This is a genomic window from Paenibacillus cucumis (ex Kampfer et al. 2016), assembly GCF_019748695.1.
Taxonomy (GTDB): Bacteria; Bacillota; Bacilli; order Paenibacillales; family Paenibacillaceae; genus Paenibacillus; species Paenibacillus polysaccharolyticus.
Genome location: NZ_JACLIC010000048.1, coordinates 32,451 through 52,566 on the forward strand (window position 1 = coordinate 32,451; position 20,116 = coordinate 52,566).

Sequence of the window (20,116 nt, forward strand, 5' to 3'; positions counted from 1 at the left end):
GATGACTAAACAACAAGCCCATGAGAAAAAAACGGTGAGAATCGGTTGTCTCCGCTTCTCACCGCGAGGCTAGATGCGTACATTGCTACGCATGCTTGCTGTATTTATTCATATCTTAGAACACGTTCGCTCCATCGAATCAAATACCTGTCCAGACATCCTTGGCATAACGACCTTGTTCTTGAAGCTGATTAAGCCAGGCTTCTGCCTCTTCTACAGTCTTACCTTGAGTGTCTGCATAAGCATGTTTTAGCGTTGTTTCCACATCAGGAGCCATTTTACTGCCATCTCCGCAGATGTATAGATGCGCCCCGTTTACCAGCAAAGGAATTAACAGATGTGCATCCTCTTTCATCCGATGTTGCACATAACATTTGTCTTCCCCTTGAATCCTGGAGAAAGCTGTATGAAGCTGTACAAGCCCCTCCTGCTCTGCCATTTCCAGCTCGTTTTTGTACAAATAATCATGCTCCGGATTGCGGCAGCCAAAATACAGATGCGCTTCACCAACTGGCTCGCCTCGTTCCTTCATCACATGTCTCGCTTGCAAGAAACCACGGAATGGAGCTACCCCTGTTCCCGGACCCACCATAACGATCGGCACGTCTGATCTTTCAGGCAATTGGAAGCCGGATTCCGGTGTACGGACAAACATCACAACCTCGTCACCAGTCTTCAGATCAGCCAGATAATTGGAAGCAATGCCTTTATATATCCCTTTTCCACTCCAGGCAGATGCCTTTACGACACTTACCGTTATGCTCGCTTGCGCTGCTTGTACCCGTGGTGAGCTGGATATGGAATAGTATCTGGCCTTCAACGAAGGCAATAATGCAAGAAAACGTTCAAATGGCAATTCACATGCTTCATATTTCTCCAGATAGTCCAGCATGGTTATCCGTTTGCCACGAACTTCCTTCATATATGATGTCTCATCCAAGAGCGCTTCAAGTTCCTTCTTGTGTGGAGGGCAGACCGTATATGCAGCGAGTTCCCTTAATTGCGCACGTGTTGCGGCCTCTTGCAATTCCACACTGTGGCTGAGCAGATCGTACAAGTTCACTGGCCGTTGCAATGGCAGATGCGCCGCGCTTCTCCCCGATGCATCCAGTACCAGATGCTCTGTTCCGGTGAAACCGTAACGACGCAGCACACGCTCCACAAGCTCTGGTGGATTTTGCGGCAGAACGCCAAGATGGTCACCTTCCTTATAAGTGATGCCCTCCGGCAGCTTAATCTCCAGATGTCTCGTGCTTCGCTCGCTCCCTTCATCATGAAGCTCCCGATTCTCCAGCACGGTTGCAACATGAGCTTCATAGGTTTCAACCAGCGGAGTAACCGCTCTGCCACTAACAAATTGTACCGACAGGGAGCTGTGTTCACTTTTTGATCCCGTATTCAGATTCAGTTCCAGCGTTCGTGCAAGATCAGGCCATAACTGTTCCGTCCAATCCTCGACCTGCTTCTCGAAATCCCCGCTGGCATCTGACTCTCCCAGAGAGGATAAACGCTTGGCTCCCCGTGAGGAGAGCTGTTCATCAATCAAACGTGGAATTCGCTGATACGTGCTAGCCCAGTTGTGATCACCGCACCCAAGAACCGTATATTTTACGCCCTCGAATTCCTTCTGATCTGCATGCTGAATCCACTCTACAAACGTTCTGGCATTGCTTGGCGGCTGACCATTATACGATGCGCTGACAATGATGACAGCTCCTTCTTTAGGCAGCCTACCGACGCGATCATCCAGCGCAGCCACTTCACTGCGGAAACCTTGGTGTATCGCGGTATCCGCTATTTCGCGAGCGATCCCTTCAGCCGTCCCGAGATTCGAACCGTAGAGTACAAGCAAGGGAGTATCGTGTGCTTCTACAGCACCTTGTTCATCCTTTTTCACTGTGTTAGCAGGCTCTTGTATAGCCACACCAGGTACAGCCATCACAGGCTGACCTCCACGCGAACGTACACGAATGATGAATTGATCGGGTTTAAGTGTCAATGTCTCTTTGACTTTTAACTGATAATTCATATGATCGATGAAGTCAAAATGTTTCAGGACCATGCCCAGCACAAGCGTCGCTTCCTGAAGCGCAAACTGCTGACCAATACATGCGCGTTGACCGTTGCCAAACGGCTTATACGCGTTATGCGGTACTTTGCTTGGGTCTTCGAAACGTTCAGGGCGAAACTCCTCTACATCATCCCCCCATGCCTCACGGTCACGGTGCAACTTGGGAATGAGCACACTGACACTGTCCCCTTTTTGAAGCGGGTATTGTCCGCCGAGCATTGTATCTTCTTTTGCATATAACGAAAATGCTGGCGCGGTTGGCCACAATCGAAGTGCTTCACTCAGTACCATACGTATATATTTCAATTGACGAACTTGATTGTACGTTGGCACCGGGTCTTTCAGAATCGCATCTGCTTCCGCCTGAGCTTTTGCGAGCTTATCCGGGTTTTTCATCAGGTAGTACACGGCAAACGATAATAAACCACTCGTCGTTTCATGCCCTGCAATTAGAAATGTAATAATCTGATACCGGATATTTTCATCATCCAGCGTTTCGCCTGTCTCCGGGTCCTTGCCGCTAAGCATATGAGAGAGCAGATCATCTGCCCCTTCCTGAGGCTGCGCTTTACGCTCTGCAATGATGTGATCCACTAGCGAGAACATGGAACGGATATCCTGTTCGAATTGTTTCTTTTTACTGATCATCAATTTGTCCTGCAAACGCAGACGTTGCAACGAACTCATGGATTCATCCAATGCACGTACCATGCTTGTAATGAATGGATGTGGCTCTTCGCGGTAGAAGCTGTTAAAGCGATAGTTAAACCCACATAAACCAATGGTGTCTAACGTCAAACGAGTCATATCATCCGGCACATTCACCGTTTCATCGGGATTAAGTCTGGACCACTTCTGCACAAGTTGCACGGCAAGATCCACCATTTTGTTATGATAACCCTGCATAGCACGTTGACTAAAACTTGGAAGCAACACATTATGTGCCTTTTTCCAGTTCGGCTCGTCCGTCCAGCTGGTAAAGAGTCCATCTCCGGCAAAAGCACGTACCTTCGCAAGCGGGGCCCATACTCTTTTATCAAATTTGGACTCATCCGTCACTTCGGCTACATATTTCTCACTTGAAATATAAAGCTCACTTCGTCCAGGGTAATCCATGCGAAAAATAGGCCCATACTCGCCTGCCAGCTTAACCAAGGACTGGGTCGGCTCATCAAAATTCAACTGGGGCAGATTGCCCAGTGGACCGTACGTTTTGGGCTGAGGCACTGAAATGGATGACATAGCTCTCACTCCTTCTTTCTCTCCAAATGTAAATAATGAGTCCTGAAGCATAGTGCGTTGAATCAGATTTCAGTTGAATCCATCTTTTATTCACGTGTGTGTAGTGTGTAATATGTCATACCCAAAACCAACTGACCAGAATCGTAATTCGGTCAATTCCGAGTAAAAAAAATGGGCATTTCTCTATGTCTATCTTTACCATATCATTTCCAGTTACAATCTTCAACTGCCCTAAAGTCTCAGTTTCTCACCCCGGCATTCCCGCTTCTCTAAAAACAAAAACTGTCCTCAGCAGACATTCCACCTTAAGGACAGTTCTATATTAACAGTTGCTTCACGTTTCAGGCGGGCTAGAGATCAGCTGGCTAACCGACAATTAAACCATACACAATCCCTGGGCCATGAACTCCGATGGTTAAATCATTTTCGATATCGGAAGATCGGCTGGGACCCGAAATAAAATGAATGCCTGCTGGTAGCTGCGCTCTTCCTGCTTCGTCAAAACGGTTCAGTGTCTCTCCAAGCCTTGTATGCAGCCGTTCAAGCGGAATAATCAGAATCAGCACGGTCGGCAGTAGGCTGACTGAACGTCCTTTCTCCGGGGAAGAGAGGACAGTGACTGAGCCAGTGTACGCTGTGGCATAATCCGCCATGACTACACCGATATCCGCTTCGGCTGCTCGGGCTCGCCAGTCTACGTCCGGAGCACTGTTCCAAACAGATACTTGTACATTGGGAAGCTGTTCTTCCAGTCCCAGATCCGTAAGAGCTTGCTCATTCTGGCGAATTAGATATTTAGCGTTTAATTCATGTGCTTTATTGCCTATAAACCCTGCTACTTCTTCCATATTTGACATTCGAGCAATATGAGCACCGACGCTAACAAAGTTATCCGTAAACGCCTGTATTCGCTGTTCCTCATCCCATTCCAGTTCATTCCAGAAGTCCGGGGAACCTCGAAAAGCATGGATCGGTGCATGAAGCTGTCTAGGTCTTTTCAACTTGGTGGCGATATCGTCCATGAACTTCTCCTGTCTACGCCTTGACTTTTCCTCCATGGATGCAAGCCATTGCTGATGTTCACTTCCCATGCTTCGAACCTCCCTCTCCGCGATCACGCACAATCTGTTGCATACGCTCTCGTACAGATGTATCCATAGCAGTATGTTGCTGCTGATTCAACTCTTGATCCAGACTGTTCCACTGTTGTCGGAAGGACTTTTTCGCGAGACTGGGGGCTACTCTATACGTATTCCAGCCTTTAAGCGGGCCAAGCTTCAGTGAAATACCATTATTGCGCACAACTGCTTTTTGTCCGATCTGTCCGAGCCGAATAGCAAGAGCGAAACGTTTGGAGTTTGCCGCAACCGCCGCAAAGCCCTTCATGCCCATCGTTTCCAGCTTATTTCCATGTCCGTCTTCCACCTTACGTCTCCGTAAATATACAAGCATGTCATGCAGTGGAATCTTGACGGGACAAGCTTCATAACAAGCACCGCACAGACTTGAGGCGCTCGCAATATCGTTCCACTCCTCAATGTTACCGTTTAATGCAGGAGTCAGCACCGCCCCAATCGGTCCACTGTAGGTTCCACCGTAAGCATGACCGCCAATGTGCCGATATACCGGACAAGCGTTAAGGCATGCCCCGCAGCGAATACAGTTAAGTAGTTCCTGGAACTCGGGATCTCCGAGTTGTAAAGATCGTCCATTATCTACGATAATGATATGCATCTCATCCGGACCATCTGCATCTGCCGAGCGACGAGGACCTGTAATGCCTGACATGTACATCGTGAGCTTTTGTCCAGTGGCAGAGCGTGGCAGCAAGGTTGCCATGACTTCAAGATCTGCCCATGACGGAATGATGCGCTCCATGCCCATAAGTGTAATCTGTGTTTTTGGCACGGTAGATACCATACGGGCATTGCCTTCATTTTCAAATAAAACCATCGAACCGGTCTCCGCAATCGCAAAATTGCAACCTGTCAGACCAATATCAGCCTCCAAAAATTTCTCGCGCAGCTTTTTGCGGACGAATCCGGCAAGGACCGTCGTATCTGGTTCCAGTACCTCTCCGGCTTCCTTGGATAATAACTCCGCAATTTGGTATCTGTTTTTATGAATGGCCGGTATAACGATGTGGGACGGCGCTTCACCCGCCAGCTGTATAATGTATTCGCCAAGATCGGTTTCAATGGCTTCTATGCCTGCCGATTCCAACACATGGTTCAGATGTACTTCCTCGGACACCATGGATTTGGATTTCACCACACTTGTAGCTTGCTTGTGGGCGGCAATATCAAGGGCAATGGAAGCCGCTTCCGCTGAAGTATCTGCAAAATGAATATGCACTCCGTTCGCACGGGCGTTGTTCACGAACTCATTCAAGTAATAATCGAGATGTGCGATGGTATGCAACCGAATCTGGCGTCCACGCTCCCGCCATTCTTCCCAGTTGCCGTGCTCTTCCGACGCAGCTTTCTTGCCATTCCGCAAACGTTCTGTTGTGAACTTGACCGCTTTACGGAGAAAATCATCATTCAGTGCCAAACCCGCACGGGATTTGACCGTTTCATCCATAACACCAGGTTGGCTCATCGTGTCTGCACCCCCTCATATAAAAGTTCAGCCAGATGCATCACTCGCACAGGTTCATTTCGGTGCCGCAGATTGCCCGCAATATTCATCAGACAAGCCATGTCTAGCCCAACGAGAACTTCGGCTTGTGTTTCTTTCACATGATCCACCTTCTCGGTCACCATCGCCCCGGAAATATCCGACATTTTAATCGCAAACGTACCTCCGAATCCGCAGCAATCCTCTGCATGAGGTAATGGAACGAGTTCAAGCCCTTTCACGTTGGACAGCAAGGCCAGCGGTTCGTCCTTCACCCCAAGCAGACGACTGCCATGGCAAGACGGGTGGTAGGTTACTTTATGCGGAAAATGTGCACCGAGATCTGTTATTCCTAACACCTGTACTAGAAATTGTGTGAACTCGTAAGCCTTGGCCTCAAGCCGTTTCGCTTTATCCAGCCATTCTGGATCATCTGCAAACAGCTCCGGATAATGATGAATCATATATGTGCATGAACCTGACGGACAGACCACAAAATCACTGTCATCAAACGCTTCTAATATCGTCTTGGCAGCTACCCGGGTCTCATCCCAATATCCACTGTTATACGAGGGCTGACCACAACAGGTCTGAACCTGCGGAAATTCCAGCCGAATGCCATGTGCGGCCAGCAATCGAACCATTGCCTCTCCCACTCGGGGGTATATGGCATCACTGAGACAGGTTATAAACAAGGAGACTTTCATCATTACACACTCCAATAAACAAATTATTTCATGTCAACGCCTGATTATCGTTACACTGTGCGAATCAGCAATTGGTAGTTACTGCACAAGGAAATCTGCTCTTCGGTCAAGGGTTGATCCGTAATAATCGTGTGCACCTCATCCAGTCCGGTCACACGAGCGAAAGCCCTCAGGCCAAACTTGCTCGCATCAGCCAGCAGGATCACCTGATCTGCAATACCTACCATCTTCTGTTTTAATCTGGCTTGAAGCTCATTGGATTCACTGATGCTACCGCTTTCAAGATACACGCCCTTGCAGGACAAAAAAAGTTTGTCCACATGATACGTTTCGAGAGAACGCTCCGCGAGTGGTCCAACAAAGGATAAGGAGCGGGCAGCCAGCTGCCCTCCAGTAGAAATCACCTCGATGTTGTCCCGACTGCTGAGTTCGGTGGCGACTTGAATCGAGTTGGTCAGCACCGTTAACGGCATATCCGGCATGTTCGCCGCCATATAACCTGCTGTTGTACTGGCATCCAGCAAAATGCGATCTCCCGCCACGATTAGCGCCAATGCCGCATCAGCAATCCGTTTCTTCTCCATTGCATGTGTCGTTTCACGTATTCGGTAAGGAATCTCTGGCTGATCCTCTTTGACACTCACCGCTCCGCCGTGTGATCGGCGCAGCCGACCAGCCTCTTCTAACCGATCCAGATCACGGCGAATCGTCTCCTCGGTTACCCGGCAACGTTCACTAAGCTCAGATACTCGCATGCTGCCCTTAATATTGACTAGCTCTACAATCCGGTCATATCGTTCTGCCGCGAGCATGCCTACACCTCGCTCCCGGTTTCTGTACCCGGCGATAAGGCCGTTATTCGCAAAAATCGTTCGTAGGCTTCTGCCCAAGCCGACCTGTCTTGCGGCTCATATTCGCTTACCGGGAATGAATCGCGAATAGCCCGGCGCGCTTCCCAAATATCCTTAAACGTTCCCCTCGCGATCCATTGCACAGCCATATTGCCGATTGCACTTCCCTCCGCTGGCCCTGCCCATACAGGCTTGCCGATGGAGTTCGCTGTCCACTGGCATAATAACTCATTCTGAATGCCGCCGCCCACCATATGCAGTCCGCCGAATGTTTTCTCTGACAGCTGCTCTGTCCATTCCAGAACCCTTCTATACTTCAAAGCAAGACTCTCCAGAATGGCCCTGGCTATACTGCCCTGATCCTCTGGAACACGCTGTCCTGTCTTCTGGCAATATTGACGAATGCGTTCCGTCATATTGCCTGCAGGCAGAAACAACACATCATCCGGGTCAAAAAGGCTTGCAAACGCGGGAGCTATCTCAGCCTTCGCGAGTAATGAGCCATAGCTGATCCCTTGCCCTTCCCGTTCCCATTGCCGCATGCATTCCTGTAAGATCCAAAGACCCATAATGTTTTTGAGCAGGCGATATGTGCCACCTGCACCGCCTTCATTCGTAAAGTTCAGTTCCATACTCTCTGCACTGATGACGGGCTGATCCAGTTCAGTGCCCATAAGGGACCACGTTCCACAGCTTAGATAAGCAAAGCTTGTTTCCGTGGCTGGAACCGCTACCACAGCCGAACCGGTATCATGCTCTGCTACAGCCAGGATGGGAATCGACGCAAGTCCGATATCATTACATATACTGCTGCGTAATTGTCCAACAGTACTCCCCGGTAGGACTACATCCCCGAACCATTGGTCAGAAACACCAATATGAGCGAGAAGTTCACGATCCCACTGTCCAAGTACAGGATTGTATAACTGTGTTGTTGTAGCGTTGGTGAACTCATTTACCGCTTCTCCAGTAAGAAAATACCTTAGTAAATCAGGGATCATTAGAAAACGCTCCGCTTCGCGCAGCAATGGAGAAGCACTCCGCTTAAGTGCCGTGAGTTGATACAATGTATTAAATGGTAGAAACTGTATCCCTGTCCGCTCGAAAACTCGCTTAGCCGTTAACTCCTGACAAACCGTATCCATCACACCGTTGAACTGTGTGTCACGATAATGATAGGGATTACCAAGTAGTTCGCCGTTGCTACCAAGCAAACCAAAATCTACGCCCCAAGAATCGATGCCCAAACTCTCCGGCACTTCACCTTGCTGTTTTATAAGCGTCAAGCCCTGCAGTATTTCATGATGTAGCCGCAAAATATCCCAGTGCATCCGGTCACCAATCTTCACGGGTTCGTTTTTGAACCGGTGAATTTCACGGGTTTCGATCCCTCGATCATTCAGATGACCGAGTATCGCTCTGCCGCTTCCTGCACCCAAATCATAAGCCAGCACACTCACTGCTCTCCCGCCTTTCTGTTATTATTGTCTTCATATTCGCTATTATCTTTATTTAACGGCCAAAACACTGTTTGTTTATCTTTGTTTTATACTGTTTTGTTTTATTTTACGAGTATACCATCATTGTAAACGTTTGAATACCCATGAATTCGCTTTCCTCATTACAAACAAAAAACGACTCACTCCCTTTAGGGAGGAGCCGTAGCTTTATTTTTTTACACATAAGACTGTCCACTCTCCACCCCGGATACGGATTACCCGAATTGAGGCTGGATATCTCGTTCAAAATGTTTAAAACGTGTCCCCTGATAGGTTAACATGCCCCGATCCTGCTCCACCAGCATGCCGTACATTTGACCACCCACATTGAATTCCAGGCGCTCCCCATTGTCGAACTCAAAGGTTGTGTAATAACTCGTAGTCGCACTACTATCCCCACTTCCACCACTGACCTCCGTTCGTTTTGTAACGACTCTGGAATGTAAGGTAAGTACAGCTGCAGCATTGTTGGAAGACCAGGTTCGCACACCTGAGAAGATGGCATATACGATGCAGCCTGCCACAACCAGAAACACGATGCCGATCAAAATAGGAACGATCGTGCCCATTGCTCCAAGCTCGCTGAACCCAGAAAAAAAACCACTCTGATTGCCTTCAAACCCCGGCACGCCACTCATATCATCGAATCCACCAAAGCCATCTACACTTAAATGGCCTACTGACGAAAATATGCCCGTAACCGCCATAACGCATCGATCCTTTCCCCACGCAAAATAACACCTTTTCTTTTTTCCTTCTTTCTCCCGTTCACATCGTGATACATTGGCAGACAACCCGCTCTGCCTTGTCCCTATACTATATGAGCCGAATCAGGAATACAGACGTTCAAGTTCGTCCACAAGACTGCCGACATAAGCCACTGCAGTGCGGATTGGTTCAGGACCGGACATATCAACACCTGCAAGCTTCATCAATTCCTGCGGTGCGAGACTGCCCCCGGATTTGAGCGCTTCAAGCCAGCGTTCCACGGCGGGTTGCCCTTCCTCTCTAATCTTCTGTGCAGCTGCTGTTGACGCCGTTAAACCTGCTGCATACGTGTACGGATACAAGCCCATATAATAATGCGGCTGTCTCATCCACGTCAGCTTGGCACCTTCGTCCACTACCAGTTCCGGCCCCCAGAATTCGGAAAGGATCACACCTTTTAGCTCACTTAACGTCTTTGCAGTAATTGGCTTATCGTTCGACGCGAGTGCATACACCCTACGCTGTAGTTCGCCTTCCAGCAGATGTGTAACAAAGTTATGATAGTACGTATTCAGCAATTGCAAAATCACCCAACGTCGCATTCTCGGATTTTCAGAACGATTCAACAGATGATCCGCCAGCAACATTTCGTTCATTGTCGAAGGTGCTTCTATAAAATAAAGAGACGGCCGCGTATTCGTAAGCCTCTGATATTTGCCAGCTAGCATAAAATGGCCCGCATGCCCCACTTCATGTGCCAGTGTAAACGCTCCGCGCATGTTATTCGCCCAAGAGATTAAGATGTAGGAGTGCGCGCCATAGATGGAGGAACAGAACGCTCCAGTCGATTTACCTGCATTGTCCGCGTAATCTACCCAGCGATCATTAAAGGCTCGTTCAACAATCTCCCCATATTCCGGTCCCAGTACATCCAGTGCCTCACGGATCAACGTGCACGCTTCATCATAGGTAATCGCCGGACTGAATTCGGCATCCAGCGGAGCCTTGAGATCACAGAACATCAGCTTGTCGAGTCCGAGCTCACGTTTTTTTAGCGCAGCCAATCTGCGCATATGCGGCGCTAGCTCTTTTTGAATAATATCAAGAACATTATTGTACATTTCCTTGCTCACTTGCTGTGGAGCTAATAACATGTCCGTCACGTCTTCATATCCACGTAGACGGGATAACACCACTTGTTTTTTGACCTCAGCAGCATATCCTTCAGCAAAGGTATTTTTGTATTGATTCAACGTTTCACTAAAAGAGGCATAAGCGGAACGACGCAGCTTGGTATCCGGTGACATCTCGTAATTATTTTCGTAAAAAGACCACGATAATGGACGTGCTTGATCCTCACCATCAAATACCTCATCAAAGGTCATATCCGCCAACTTGCCACGTTGATAGATTCGATAGGGGGAATCCAGCACTTCACCAAGTGAAGCAAGCACTTTCTCGGTTTCAGGCGAGAGTCGATGAGCTTTTTCTTCAATAAGTCTCTCCAGGCTACGCTTGTACGGTTCGAGACCCGGTAGTTCACTCAAATACTTCTCAATCGTGCCTTCTGGCAGCGAAACAATCTCGGAGTTGACAAATGACAGACTGGACGACAAGTTAGACAGAATATCACCAGCTTTTGCCGCGTTCTCGATATTCACCGGATTCGTGCTGTCCTCGGATTGTTTTAAGCGCGCATACGCTGCCGTTTTACCGATTCGTTCCTGCAAAGCTTCACGAGCATCAAGACAAGCGAGCAATTGCCCCGCACTTTGACCCAGGGTACCTTTGAATGTTTCAATATTAGAAGCAGCATCCGGTAGAGATAGAAGTTCCTGTTCCCACTGCGCATCGGTCGCAAATAAATCACGCAAATCCCAGGTTGTTTCTTCCAAAACCTCGGAACGTATATGTATCTTATCCATTTTGATTGTCATCCTCCTTGCATTTCCAATATCTCTCATCGTACCATACTCTGCCAATCGATACATGACATCTCCTGATTATGAGACTTTTGGTTTAAATCTGCAGAAATCAATCCGGCTGGAAAAGTAAAAAAACGTCAAGCACCGGAAGTGTCCAGTGTACTTGACGTTTGATTAATCGATCATTCATTTCTGATTCTTATAGATATTCAATGGTGTACTATAAGATATTCAATTCATCCGCTTTCCAGATGACATTCTCACCGTAGTTTTTACCCCAGTTATACATCGCATGTAACACCGGCATTAGACTCTGCCCATGATCCGTTAGTGAATATTCGACTCGGGGCGGAACTTCGGCGTACACTTTGCGTTCCACCAGTTTGTCCTCCTCCAGCTCCCGTAGCTGGTTGGTCAGCATCTTTTGCGTGATATGGGGGATCAGACGTTTCAACTCACTGAAACGTTTGGTGCCCTCCAGACCCAAATGCCACAATATAATCAGCTTCCACTTGCCGCCAATCACCGCCAGCGTTAATTCCTTTTCACAGTTGATTTCTTTTAAATTAATGCGTTCTTTGACTTCGGACGCCATGGCTCCAAGCCCCCCTTTATCTCGTACGATATCAAACTCTAATACTTCATTTTACTACAGTACGGATCGAATGCAAAGTTCGCTCATCTTTTTCACAGAAAAGACCGCAATCCTTGCAATAGCACAGGACTCCGGTCTACTTCATTTTTAGCTATATTAAACGCGTGAGCACTTCAATCGAACTACTCCAGATTCGCGTGCCGGCTGAACATATCTGCACCGGTCATGCCCTTCATCTCCATCATGGTGAGGATCAACGCATCCATGCTGAGCAACAAGGATTGTTCAAACAAGGAACCCATAGGCTGAATGGTAACATCCGCTCCGGCTCCCGCCGCATCCTCTTTTGCAGAGGCAGGCAGCCGAACGACCACTTGTGCCAGCTGTGCAATTGTGGAATCCGGCTTAATTGTGATTAAGCCTACAGGTGCACCCGCTTGATTCGCTTTTCTTGCCATAGCCACCAGACCGCCTGTCTCTCCAGAACCAGAGCATAACAGCAGGAAATCTGCTGAGCTGATCCCTGGCGTCACCGTCTCGCCTAAAACATAAACGGTAAGTCCCATCTGCATCAATCGCATCGCGAATGCTTTTCCCATGAGACCTGAACGACCCGCGCCAGCTACAAAAATGCGTTCCGCTGCTAACACCTGCTCGGCCATTGCCTGCATCTCGGTATCATCAAGCTGGCTTAACGTGCGTTCCAGTTCCTTCAGGATATCTGCGGTGTATTGTTTGCTGCTCATCAGCTTACCCTTGCTGAACAAGGCGCTGCATTTCGGATGCTACAGCTGCTTTATCTGCTTGCCCTGTAATACCGCCACCAACGATGACCAAGTCAGGTTGTGCTTTCACAACTTCTGGCAATGTGTCCAATTTGATACCACCAGCAACCGCAGTTTTTGCATTTTTCACTGCACCTTTGATCGTTTGCAGGTCTTCGAATGGGCTCTGTCCGACCGCTTGCAGGTCATAACCAGTGTGAACACAGATGTAGTCTACGCCCAGAGCATCCACTTCACGTGCACGTTGTTCCAGGTTAGGCACGTTGATCATATCCACGAGAACTTCTTTGTTTTGCTTTTTCGCTTCTTCTACAGCGCCTTTGATCGTCATATCGTTACTTGCACCCAGAACGGTAATCAAGTCTGCACCCGCTTCAGCTGCTTTCATGATTTCATATCCGCCAGCGTCCATAATTTTCAGGTCCGCAAGAACTTGCAGGTTAGGATAAGCTTCCTTCATTGCTTTTACAGCATGCAATCCTTCATTGATAATAATCGGTGTGCCGATCTCAACGATATCAATATATTGTTCTACTTCTTTAACCAATGCGATACCTTCCGGGATGTTAACCAAATCAAGTGCGAGTTGTAATTTCATGTTTTATGTCTCCTTTGTATTTGAGGTTGATTAATGATGCTGTATAAGTTGAAATAAAGATTTACACAGTCCACTCCGATGACAGAAGAACCTTCCAATCGCTGTTATCCCCAGATTTTTTTGATTCCCTTTTCCAAAGGGAAAAATCCGGTGATAAAGGCGAACGCTTCGCTTTACCAGGTTTTTTCTGTCCTCTCCGTTAACGTGTAAAAAATAGTTCAACTTATATAGATCCAAATGTTTATTTTTACCGCCAATGATCCGTTGCTGAGGCCAGCATCTCGTAATGGTGGTTGCTAGTTCATTGTAGAGCCTGACTATCCATTCAGGAAGTACGCACTTTCAAGTGAGGTAGTTACTTGGACGAAACTAATGAATATTTGACGTTGTTATACGAATCATCTTTTGATATACATCTATCTTTATCTATTCTACAGTCAGTGCTATTTACGAACAGCGTTTTGTTTGTACAACATCAATGATGTATGTTTCTTACAATGGATGTTATTCACTTTTCATAAAGTCTTTTATCAAAAAGAAAAAGAAGAACCCTGTCTTTTCAGGCAGGATTCTTCTTGATTTTTCATAGCAGCATAAGCGCTGTATGTTCCTATCTATTTATCCATCTACCTCTTACAGATATACGGGTTTCACACATACCGGCTTGGACACACCTGTACTGTGACCTGTGTATTTCAGGCGACCGCTCTCCTGATCTACTGTAAAGGTAACCATGTTGTTTGTATCACGGTTAGCCGCAATCAGCAGTTTACCATTCGGTGTCAATGCGAAATGACGCGGGTGCTGTCCTTCTGCGGAGACATGCTCTACCAGGGTCAGATGACCTTTGTCTGCATCTACTGCAAATACGACGATGCTGTCATGTCCACGGTTGGAACCATATACAAAACGGCCATCGTTCGAAACCGTAATCTCAGCAGTAGTATTCTCAGCGCCGTCATAGCCGTCAGGAAGCGTTGAAATATTGGAGATTTCAGTGAGCGTACCCGCAGCTGCATCATACTTGTAAGATGTGACAGACGAATCCACTTCGTTGATCACATATGCAAACTGACCATTCGGATGGAAGGCCAAGTGGCGTGGTCCTGCGCCCGGATGAGTTTTCGTTTCACTGTGAAGCACCAGTTCATTGGTGTCTGCGTTAATGGAGTAGATCGCAATTTTATCTGCGCCCAAATCCTGTACCATCATATATTTACCATCCGGGCTGAAGAATGCCGAGTGCACATGTGGCTTGTCCTGACGCTCAGGATGTGCCCCGTGTCCTTCATGTTTCTTCTCGTCCAGAAGTGCTCCAACTTCACCATTGTCTGTAAGGGCTTGAAGTCCTACCAATCCACCGTGATAGCTGGACAGGATCAAATATTTACCGGAAGGGTCACGCTGAATGTGGCATGGCGGAGCAGAGATGGAGTCTTTGCGATTGAGCAAAGTCAATTTACCCGTCGCAGGATCTACGCTCAGTGCTACCGCTTCAGACATTTTATTGCCCTCAGCAGACGCCGTTTCACCAATCGCATATAGCTTGTTTGCTTGCGCATCCACGTTAACAAACGTCGGGTTTTTCACGCCCGCAATGCCGTCCAGCTTCGCCAGACTGCCTGTATCCTCATTTAATTCATATGCGTAAATGCCCTCATTTTCCGCTTCGGCATAAGAGCCGACTAGTACGAGCAAGCGTTTTGATTCACTCATTACAGTTTCCTCCTCTATGTGTATGTAATCTTGTTGCACCTCTTCTATAATAAATCTGCCATATCAAAATAGCAATCGGACCCCTGCTCACTCTACCGGAGCCTGCCATGTTTAACGCAATGAAATGCGTATCTGTACAAGGATTATGTCCCTATACATTCAACTGTCGAGCATTTCCTGCTATGATAAGATAGGTTTTTCATCTAGAAAGGACTGAACAGATTGTTTACCTCGTTTTTCATTACGCTCTATCATGTGTTCCTACCCATATCCTTGCCCGTCATTGGCGGAATATTGTTAAAACATTTCAAGGATTGGGATACACGGCCGCTTTCGGCATTTTCACTCTATATTTTAAGTCCTGCGCTTATCTTCCATACCCTGCTACACGCAGAGATTACCTGGACGGATGTCACAAGCACTTTCTGGTTTTCTATCCTCAACTTGATCGCTCTCTGGGCTCTGGCTGAGATCATAAGCAGAATCTTTGGTCTGGGTGCACCTGAAAAAGCAGGACTGACCCTCGTCTCCACATTTACCAACTGTGTGAACTACGGACTCCCGCTTGTGTTGCTTGCCTTTGGTCAACTTGGACTGGACAAGGCTTCGGTCTACGTCATTGGACAGATGATCATTGTCAATACGGTAGGTATCTTCTTTGCCGCAAGATCCGAATTCACGGTAAAAAACGCGATGCTGTCCGTATTCCGCATGCCTACCATCTACGCAGCTGTGATCGCAGTCATCATGCGGAGCTCGGGCATTTCCCTTCCTGATGCTCTGGATGGGGGCGTTTCGATGATGGCTACCGGTTATTCTCCTATTGTCTTGGCGATTCTGGGCGCACAGATGTTACGACCCAAAGGAGATACAGCACCTTGGCAATCAAATGTTCGTAAGGCTTTTTGGGCCGGACTTGTTGTCAGGCTGGTTGCAGCACCGATTTTAGCCTGGCTTATACTGAAAGCACTGCAAGTCGAAGGAACATTATTCCCTGTGTTGCTTATCCTCGCCTCGATGCCAACCGCAGTGAACGCTGTTATTTTGGCTGAACAGTTCGGTGCATCTCCGCAATTTGTATCCCGCTGTATTCTGTGGACTACCGCTGTTTCCATGGTCTTCCTGCCAATTATGATTGTGATGTCTTCCTGATCAGTACAGACGCTGTGCTAAGACCTGAAGCGTTTGCCGCTTGGCGGCGCTTCTCCAGCCGGCGTTCATGCCGCCGATGAAGAGCTCTAACATAGAAGTATTTGACGACAAAGTACGAAATGAATCCCAAAATTAACCCGAGCACACTCATACCTGCCAGGATATCAAGTCCACCGAGCAGCAGTTCACTTACCGCTGACCAGTTTCCATGAAACAGTTCCCTCCAAGCGCTCTCATGCATAGGCCCCTGTCCCATACTGTGCGCTGGCAAAATCCATGAACCTATCTGTTTCGCAAGTGGCATAAGAATAATCGGCAGAAATGTCAGCTTGCCCACAACGTTGCCTACAATGGCCGCTGGCATGGAGCCGCCAGACAAACGAACGATCGGATAAAACACAAGATAAATCAGGGATGCAGTCGAGATTACGATCAGTTCGAGACCGAATCCTATAGCAAATCCGGTAGATACCTTATGAGCACCACCAGGAGCACGTAAAAGTTTGAGAAAATTCAGTTTCATTGCACGAGTCAAACGTGCCATTCGATTAGGTTTGCGCTTCTGGTTTTTCATCCTGAATTTCTCCTTATTTGCACAAATGACGAATCATGTCGTCTACCCACCAATTATATCACACTGCGTCAGCTCCAGTGGTTACAATCACCGGACAGGTTTCCATCCTCACATTGCCAGCTACTGCGCGAGAGATCATACAGGATGCTTCGGCCTTATGCGCCAGCTTCTCGGCCTTACTCAGATCCGATTCGGATGCATCTTGTGGCAGCACGATTCGCGGTCGATGTACGATACGTTCATACGTAAAGACGTTATTGGTCACATCCACCGTTGCCTCCGATTCCAGCGTCAGCTCGTCAGGTGTAATATCTGAACGCTCCAGCATCGCAGCAAGGGTAATCAGGTAACAGGTTGCCGCTGCCCCCAGTAGCATCTCGTCCGGGTTCGTTCCTGTACCAGGGCCGCCCATCTCCTGCGGGATCGAAATGACGGTTTTCAAACCTCCTGCATCAATCGTGCCCTCACTGTTACGTCCGCCATTCCATACCGCCTTTAAGTGAAACGGATGTTTCATTGTCATCGATCCTTTCTATGATAAGTCGAACTAAATACTTTTACGCCGACACTCCAATGACAGAATAAACCTCCAATCGCTGTTATCCCCGGATTTTTTGGATTCACTTTTCCAAAGGGAAAAATCCGGTGATAACGGCGAAGCGTATGCTTCCGATGTTAGCTTTCTTTTCAGAAAGCTTTTAGCTCCGCTTTTTCAGTTTTTTTCTGTCCTCACCGTTAAAGTGTAAATAAAGAGTCTAACTTATAAATATTCATTTTAATATTCTGACGTTCATTACGCTCACACACGTATACACGGGATTTGAAGCTCATTCAGCGCGTTCACATGCTCCTCCTGCACACCCTGGTCGGTGATGACCTTCCCAACACTCTCCATGCCAGCTACCCTTGTAAAAGCTTGAATGTTAAATTTGCTCGAATCGGCTAGCAAAATAACCTCGTCAGCAATATGAATCATTTTCTGCTTCACCAAAGCCTGTAGTTCATTCGACTCGCTGATGCCCTTGGTCAGATGTACGCCTTTGCAAGACAAAAACACTTTATCCACATGATACGCATCCAGCGAGCGCTCTGCGAGCGGCCCGACAAAGGACAAAGATTTGGAAGCAAGCTGTCCGCCTGTAGCAATGACACGAATCTGTTCTTTCGCGCTTAGCTCCGCGGCAACTTTAATTGAATTGGTTAATACCGTCAGCGGAATATTGGGCAGTCCAGCTGCCATATACCACGCGGTAGTACTTGCATCCAAAGCAATCCGGTCACCGGGTTCCACCAGTTTCACCGCTTCACTTGCAATGCGGCGCTTCTCATCGGCATGGGCAACAGCACGCTCGGGATACGGAATCTCGGTTTGCGATTCATCCTTGTATTTCACACTAACCGCTCCACCATGCGAGCGTCTGAGCCTGCCCGCCTGTTCCAGCTTGTCCAGATCACGGCGAATCGTTTCTTCGGTCACTCCACAGCGCTCACTAAGCTCAGTGACACGCATGCTTCCATGCGCATCCACCCATTCCACAATTTTTTCATAACGTTCCGCAACGAGCATCTTCATTCACTCCAAACCGTTAATATACCAGTTAATCCTGTTACCCCATCATACCATAGAGCGGTTGGAAGGAGAATTTCACACATCTACAAGAATTGACGTCCATAAACATTCATGCATATGCAAAAAGAGGAGGCTTTCGCCTCCTCCATCCAGTCATTCCGATAAATTATTTATCCTCTGCCATAGGGAACCAACCCGGTGTGTGGATAATTGCATTCCACAATCCATCAGGAATCACCAAACGCTCTTGATCGGATTTCGTCAGAATGGTCTCAATATCCTCTTCACGTCCGCTTTCAATCTTCTCGACCCAGTCTGGCTCGATGATCAGCTCACGTCCAATCGCAAGCAACGGTACGCCGGTTTCCAGCGCTTCTGCTGCTTCATCGGCGGTATGAATCGATCCAACACCAATTACAGGTACTTTACCGCCAACACGATCCAGGATAAATTCAATTCTGGCACGTGTATCCTCTTCACCACGTCTTGGCTTCGACCAGAACTCATTCAAGGAAACATGCAAATAGTCGAGATTTTTATCTTTCAAAGCATCAACCAGTGCATACGTATCCTCCATTGTTAGTCCTGGCGTTTCTGGCTCTTCCGGCGAGAAACGGTAACCTACAATAAACGGAAGTTTAGTATGCTCAGCAACGACACGCTGTACCTCATCGACAACGGCTAATGGGAACGCCAAACGTTTCTCTACACTGCCGCCCCAGCGATCTTCGCGCCGGTTGGAATGTGGAGAGAAAAACTGCTGAATCAGATAACCATTCGCACCATGAATCTCAATACCGTCAAAACCGGCTTCAATAGCACGGCGAGTCGCTTCACCGAAATCACGAATGACAGAAGTAATCTCTTCATCCGTCATTTCTCTTGGTTCCGGTGAACCTGGGCGTTCACTTGCGACTGCACTAGGTGCAACCACTTGGCCCGCAGGAACGGCTTGTTCCGGAGTCAGACGACCTGCATGGAACATTTGCAGTACAGCAACAGAACCTTGTTGTTTAATCGTTTCAGCCAGACGTTTCAGTCCAGGCACAAAGCTGTCATCATAAGAACCAAATTGTGCAGGGAAGCCGATACCGTTAGGCGTAACATGTGTTACCGCTGTAACCGACATGCCAGCCCCACCTGTGCGACGTGCATAATATGCAAGCTCAGCATCAGATACCGTACCATCTGAATTAGAGGACATATGAGTCATAGGAGCAAGCACGATCCGGTTTTTCAGTGTAATGCCGCTGCTTGGCAGTGAAACTTGTTCAAACATTTTCGAATACTTTGGATTCATTCGTGGTTCCCTCCTGATATTATATCTCTTTAAATAGATATATGGATATATACATTCAACTACTGTAATTATTATAGTTACGTTTCAATTCAATTGCAACTTTTCTTTTTCCATTCCTTGTCAGCCTACAACGGAAACGATGACACAACTAAAAAAGGACAGAGTGTCCTCAGTAAAATGTACCCTATAAGATGGACACTTAAA

General features: G+C 47.6%; 17 protein-coding genes. 1 reads left to right on the plus strand and 16 read right to left on the minus strand.

Going from position 1 to position 20,116, the window contains the following annotated elements:
- Positions 1-139: 139 nt before the first annotated feature.
- The 12 genes from H7T88_RS26160 to H7T88_RS26215 all read right to left on the minus strand — a co-directional run bounded on the left by H7T88_RS26160 (position 140) and on the right by H7T88_RS26215 (position 15,316).
- A complete protein-coding gene (locus H7T88_RS26160) occupies positions 140-3,313 on the minus strand; it encodes a bifunctional cytochrome P450/NADPH--P450 reductase (RefSeq protein WP_221791239.1) in 3,174 nt (1,057 codons plus the stop codon).
- A gap of 365 nt (positions 3,314-3,678) precedes the next feature.
- Positions 3,679-4,404: a LutC/YkgG family protein gene (locus tag H7T88_RS26165; protein ID WP_221791240.1), complete on the minus strand. Its 726-nt coding sequence runs from the start codon at positions 4,402-4,404 to the stop codon at positions 3,679-3,681.
- Positions 4,394-5,914 carry a LutB/LldF family L-lactate oxidation iron-sulfur protein gene (locus tag H7T88_RS26170; RefSeq protein ID WP_154958825.1) on the minus strand — a complete coding sequence of 507 codons (1,521 nt, stop codon included), beginning with the start codon at positions 5,912-5,914 and terminating at the stop codon, positions 4,394-4,396. Before H7T88_RS26170 ends, H7T88_RS26165 begins: the two co-directional genes overlap by 11 nt.
- A complete protein-coding gene (locus H7T88_RS26175) occupies positions 5,911-6,639 on the minus strand; it encodes a (Fe-S)-binding protein (RefSeq protein WP_090920801.1) in 729 nt (242 codons plus the stop codon). The genes H7T88_RS26170 and H7T88_RS26175 overlap by 4 nt, the downstream gene beginning before the upstream one ends.
- A 50-nt stretch (positions 6,640-6,689) precedes the next feature.
- A complete protein-coding gene (gene rhaR / locus H7T88_RS26180) occupies positions 6,690-7,451 on the minus strand; it encodes a rhamnose catabolism operon transcriptional regulator RhaR (RefSeq protein WP_221791250.1) in 762 nt (253 codons plus the stop codon).
- Positions 7,452-7,453: 2 nt separating this feature from the next.
- A complete protein-coding gene (locus tag H7T88_RS26185; protein WP_221791241.1) occupies positions 7,454-8,950 on the minus strand; it encodes a rhamnulokinase in 1,497 nt (498 codons plus the stop codon).
- Between the two features lie 254 nt (positions 8,951-9,204).
- The gene (locus H7T88_RS26190) at positions 9,205-9,696 is read right to left on the minus strand and encodes a DUF2500 domain-containing protein (RefSeq protein WP_260511157.1); all 492 of its coding nucleotides are present in this window, start codon (positions 9,694-9,696) and stop codon (positions 9,205-9,207) included.
- Between the two features lie 123 nt (positions 9,697-9,819).
- Complete coding sequence (gene pepF / locus H7T88_RS26195) at positions 9,820-11,622, minus strand: oligoendopeptidase F (RefSeq protein WP_221791243.1); 1,803 nt, start codon at positions 11,620-11,622, stop codon at positions 9,820-9,822.
- Positions 11,623-11,842: 220 nt separating this feature from the next.
- Entirely contained in the window at positions 11,843-12,217 is a 375-nt protein-coding gene (locus H7T88_RS26200; RefSeq protein WP_123066688.1) for a winged helix-turn-helix transcriptional regulator, read from the minus strand.
- Between the two features lie 182 nt (positions 12,218-12,399).
- Entirely contained in the window at positions 12,400-12,963 is a 564-nt protein-coding gene (hxlB, locus tag H7T88_RS26205) for a 6-phospho-3-hexuloisomerase (protein WP_221791245.1), read from the minus strand.
- 4 nt (positions 12,964-12,967) lie between these two features.
- Positions 12,968-13,600 (minus strand): 3-hexulose-6-phosphate synthase, encoded by a 633-nt coding sequence (gene hxlA, locus H7T88_RS26210; protein ID WP_090920812.1) that lies wholly within the window; start codon positions 13,598-13,600, stop codon positions 12,968-12,970.
- Between the two features lie 633 nt (positions 13,601-14,233).
- Positions 14,234-15,316, minus strand: coding sequence for a lactonase family protein (locus H7T88_RS26215; protein ID WP_154886229.1), 1,083 nt, complete (start codon positions 15,314-15,316; stop codon positions 14,234-14,236).
- 222 nt (positions 15,317-15,538) lie between these two features.
- Between H7T88_RS26215 and H7T88_RS26220 the strand changes: the two genes are divergently transcribed.
- Positions 15,539-16,468 carry an AEC family transporter gene (locus tag H7T88_RS26220; protein WP_154886230.1) on the plus strand — a complete coding sequence of 310 codons (930 nt, stop codon included), beginning with the start codon at positions 15,539-15,541 and terminating at the stop codon, positions 16,466-16,468.
- Here H7T88_RS26220 and H7T88_RS26225 read toward each other — a convergent pair.
- From H7T88_RS26225 to H7T88_RS26240, 4 genes are all read right to left on the minus strand, one after another.
- Positions 16,446-17,042, minus strand: a complete 597-nt coding sequence (locus H7T88_RS26225) for a DUF2062 domain-containing protein (protein ID WP_090920818.1) — start codon at positions 17,040-17,042, stop codon at positions 16,446-16,448. The two genes, H7T88_RS26220 and H7T88_RS26225, sit on opposite strands and share 23 nt — an antisense overlap.
- Positions 17,043-17,100: 58 nt before the next feature.
- Positions 17,101-17,559 carry an OsmC family protein gene (locus H7T88_RS26230; RefSeq protein ID WP_154958833.1) on the minus strand — a complete coding sequence of 153 codons (459 nt, stop codon included), beginning with the start codon at positions 17,557-17,559 and terminating at the stop codon, positions 17,101-17,103.
- Between the two features lie 282 nt (positions 17,560-17,841).
- The gene (gene rhaR, locus H7T88_RS26235; RefSeq protein ID WP_221791254.1) at positions 17,842-18,609 is read right to left on the minus strand and encodes a rhamnose catabolism operon transcriptional regulator RhaR; all 768 of its coding nucleotides are present in this window, start codon (positions 18,607-18,609) and stop codon (positions 17,842-17,844) included.
- A 169-nt stretch (positions 18,610-18,778) separates the two neighbouring features.
- Entirely contained in the window at positions 18,779-19,912 is a 1,134-nt protein-coding gene (locus H7T88_RS26240) for an NADH-dependent flavin oxidoreductase (RefSeq protein ID WP_154985831.1), read from the minus strand.
- Positions 19,913-20,116 lie beyond the last annotated feature (204 nt).

Bases quoted from the DNA above. Each gene is read 5' to 3' on its own strand.
- hxlB (WP_221791245.1), bottom strand. From the start codon at position 12,963: ATGAGCAGCAAACAATACACCGCAGATATCCTGAAGGAACTGGAACGC.
- rhaR (WP_221791250.1), bottom strand. From the start codon at position 7,451: ATGCTCGCGGCAGAACGATATGACCGGATTGTAGAGCTAGTCAATATT.
- H7T88_RS26215 (WP_154886229.1), bottom strand. From the start codon at position 15,316: ATGAGTGAATCAAAACGCTTGCTCGTACTAGTCGGCTCTTATGCCGAA.
- H7T88_RS26190 (WP_260511157.1), bottom strand. From the start codon at position 9,696: ATGGCGGTTACGGGCATATTTTCGTCAGTAGGCCATTTAAGTGTAGAT.
- pepF (WP_221791243.1), bottom strand. From the start codon at position 11,622: ATGGATAAGATACATATACGTTCCGAGGTTTTGGAAGAAACAACCTGG.
- H7T88_RS26240 (WP_154985831.1), bottom strand. From the start codon at position 19,912: ATGAATCCAAAGTATTCGAAAATGTTTGAACAAGTTTCACTGCCAAGC.
- hxlA (WP_090920812.1), bottom strand. From the start codon at position 13,600: ATGAAATTACAACTCGCACTTGATTTGGTTAACATCCCGGAAGGTATC.
- H7T88_RS26175 (WP_090920801.1), bottom strand. From the start codon at position 6,639: ATGAAAGTCTCCTTGTTTATAACCTGTCTCAGTGATGCCATATACCCC.
- H7T88_RS26200 (WP_123066688.1), bottom strand. From the start codon at position 12,217: ATGGCGTCCGAAGTCAAAGAACGCATTAATTTAAAAGAAATCAACTGT.
- H7T88_RS26230 (WP_154958833.1), bottom strand. From the start codon at position 17,559: ATGAAACATCCGTTTCACTTAAAGGCGGTATGGAATGGCGGACGTAAC.
- H7T88_RS26170 (WP_154958825.1), bottom strand. From the start codon at position 5,914: ATGAGCCAACCTGGTGTTATGGATGAAACGGTCAAATCCCGTGCGGGT.
- H7T88_RS26225 (WP_090920818.1), bottom strand. From the start codon at position 17,042: ATGAAAAACCAGAAGCGCAAACCTAATCGAATGGCACGTTTGACTCGT.
- H7T88_RS26165 (WP_221791240.1), bottom strand. From the start codon at position 4,404: ATGGGAAGTGAACATCAGCAATGGCTTGCATCCATGGAGGAAAAGTCA.
- rhaR (WP_221791254.1), bottom strand. From the start codon at position 18,609: ATGCTCGTTGCGGAACGTTATGAAAAAATTGTGGAATGGGTGGATGCG.
- H7T88_RS26160 (WP_221791239.1), bottom strand. From the start codon at position 3,313: ATGTCATCCATTTCAGTGCCTCAGCCCAAAACGTACGGTCCACTGGGC.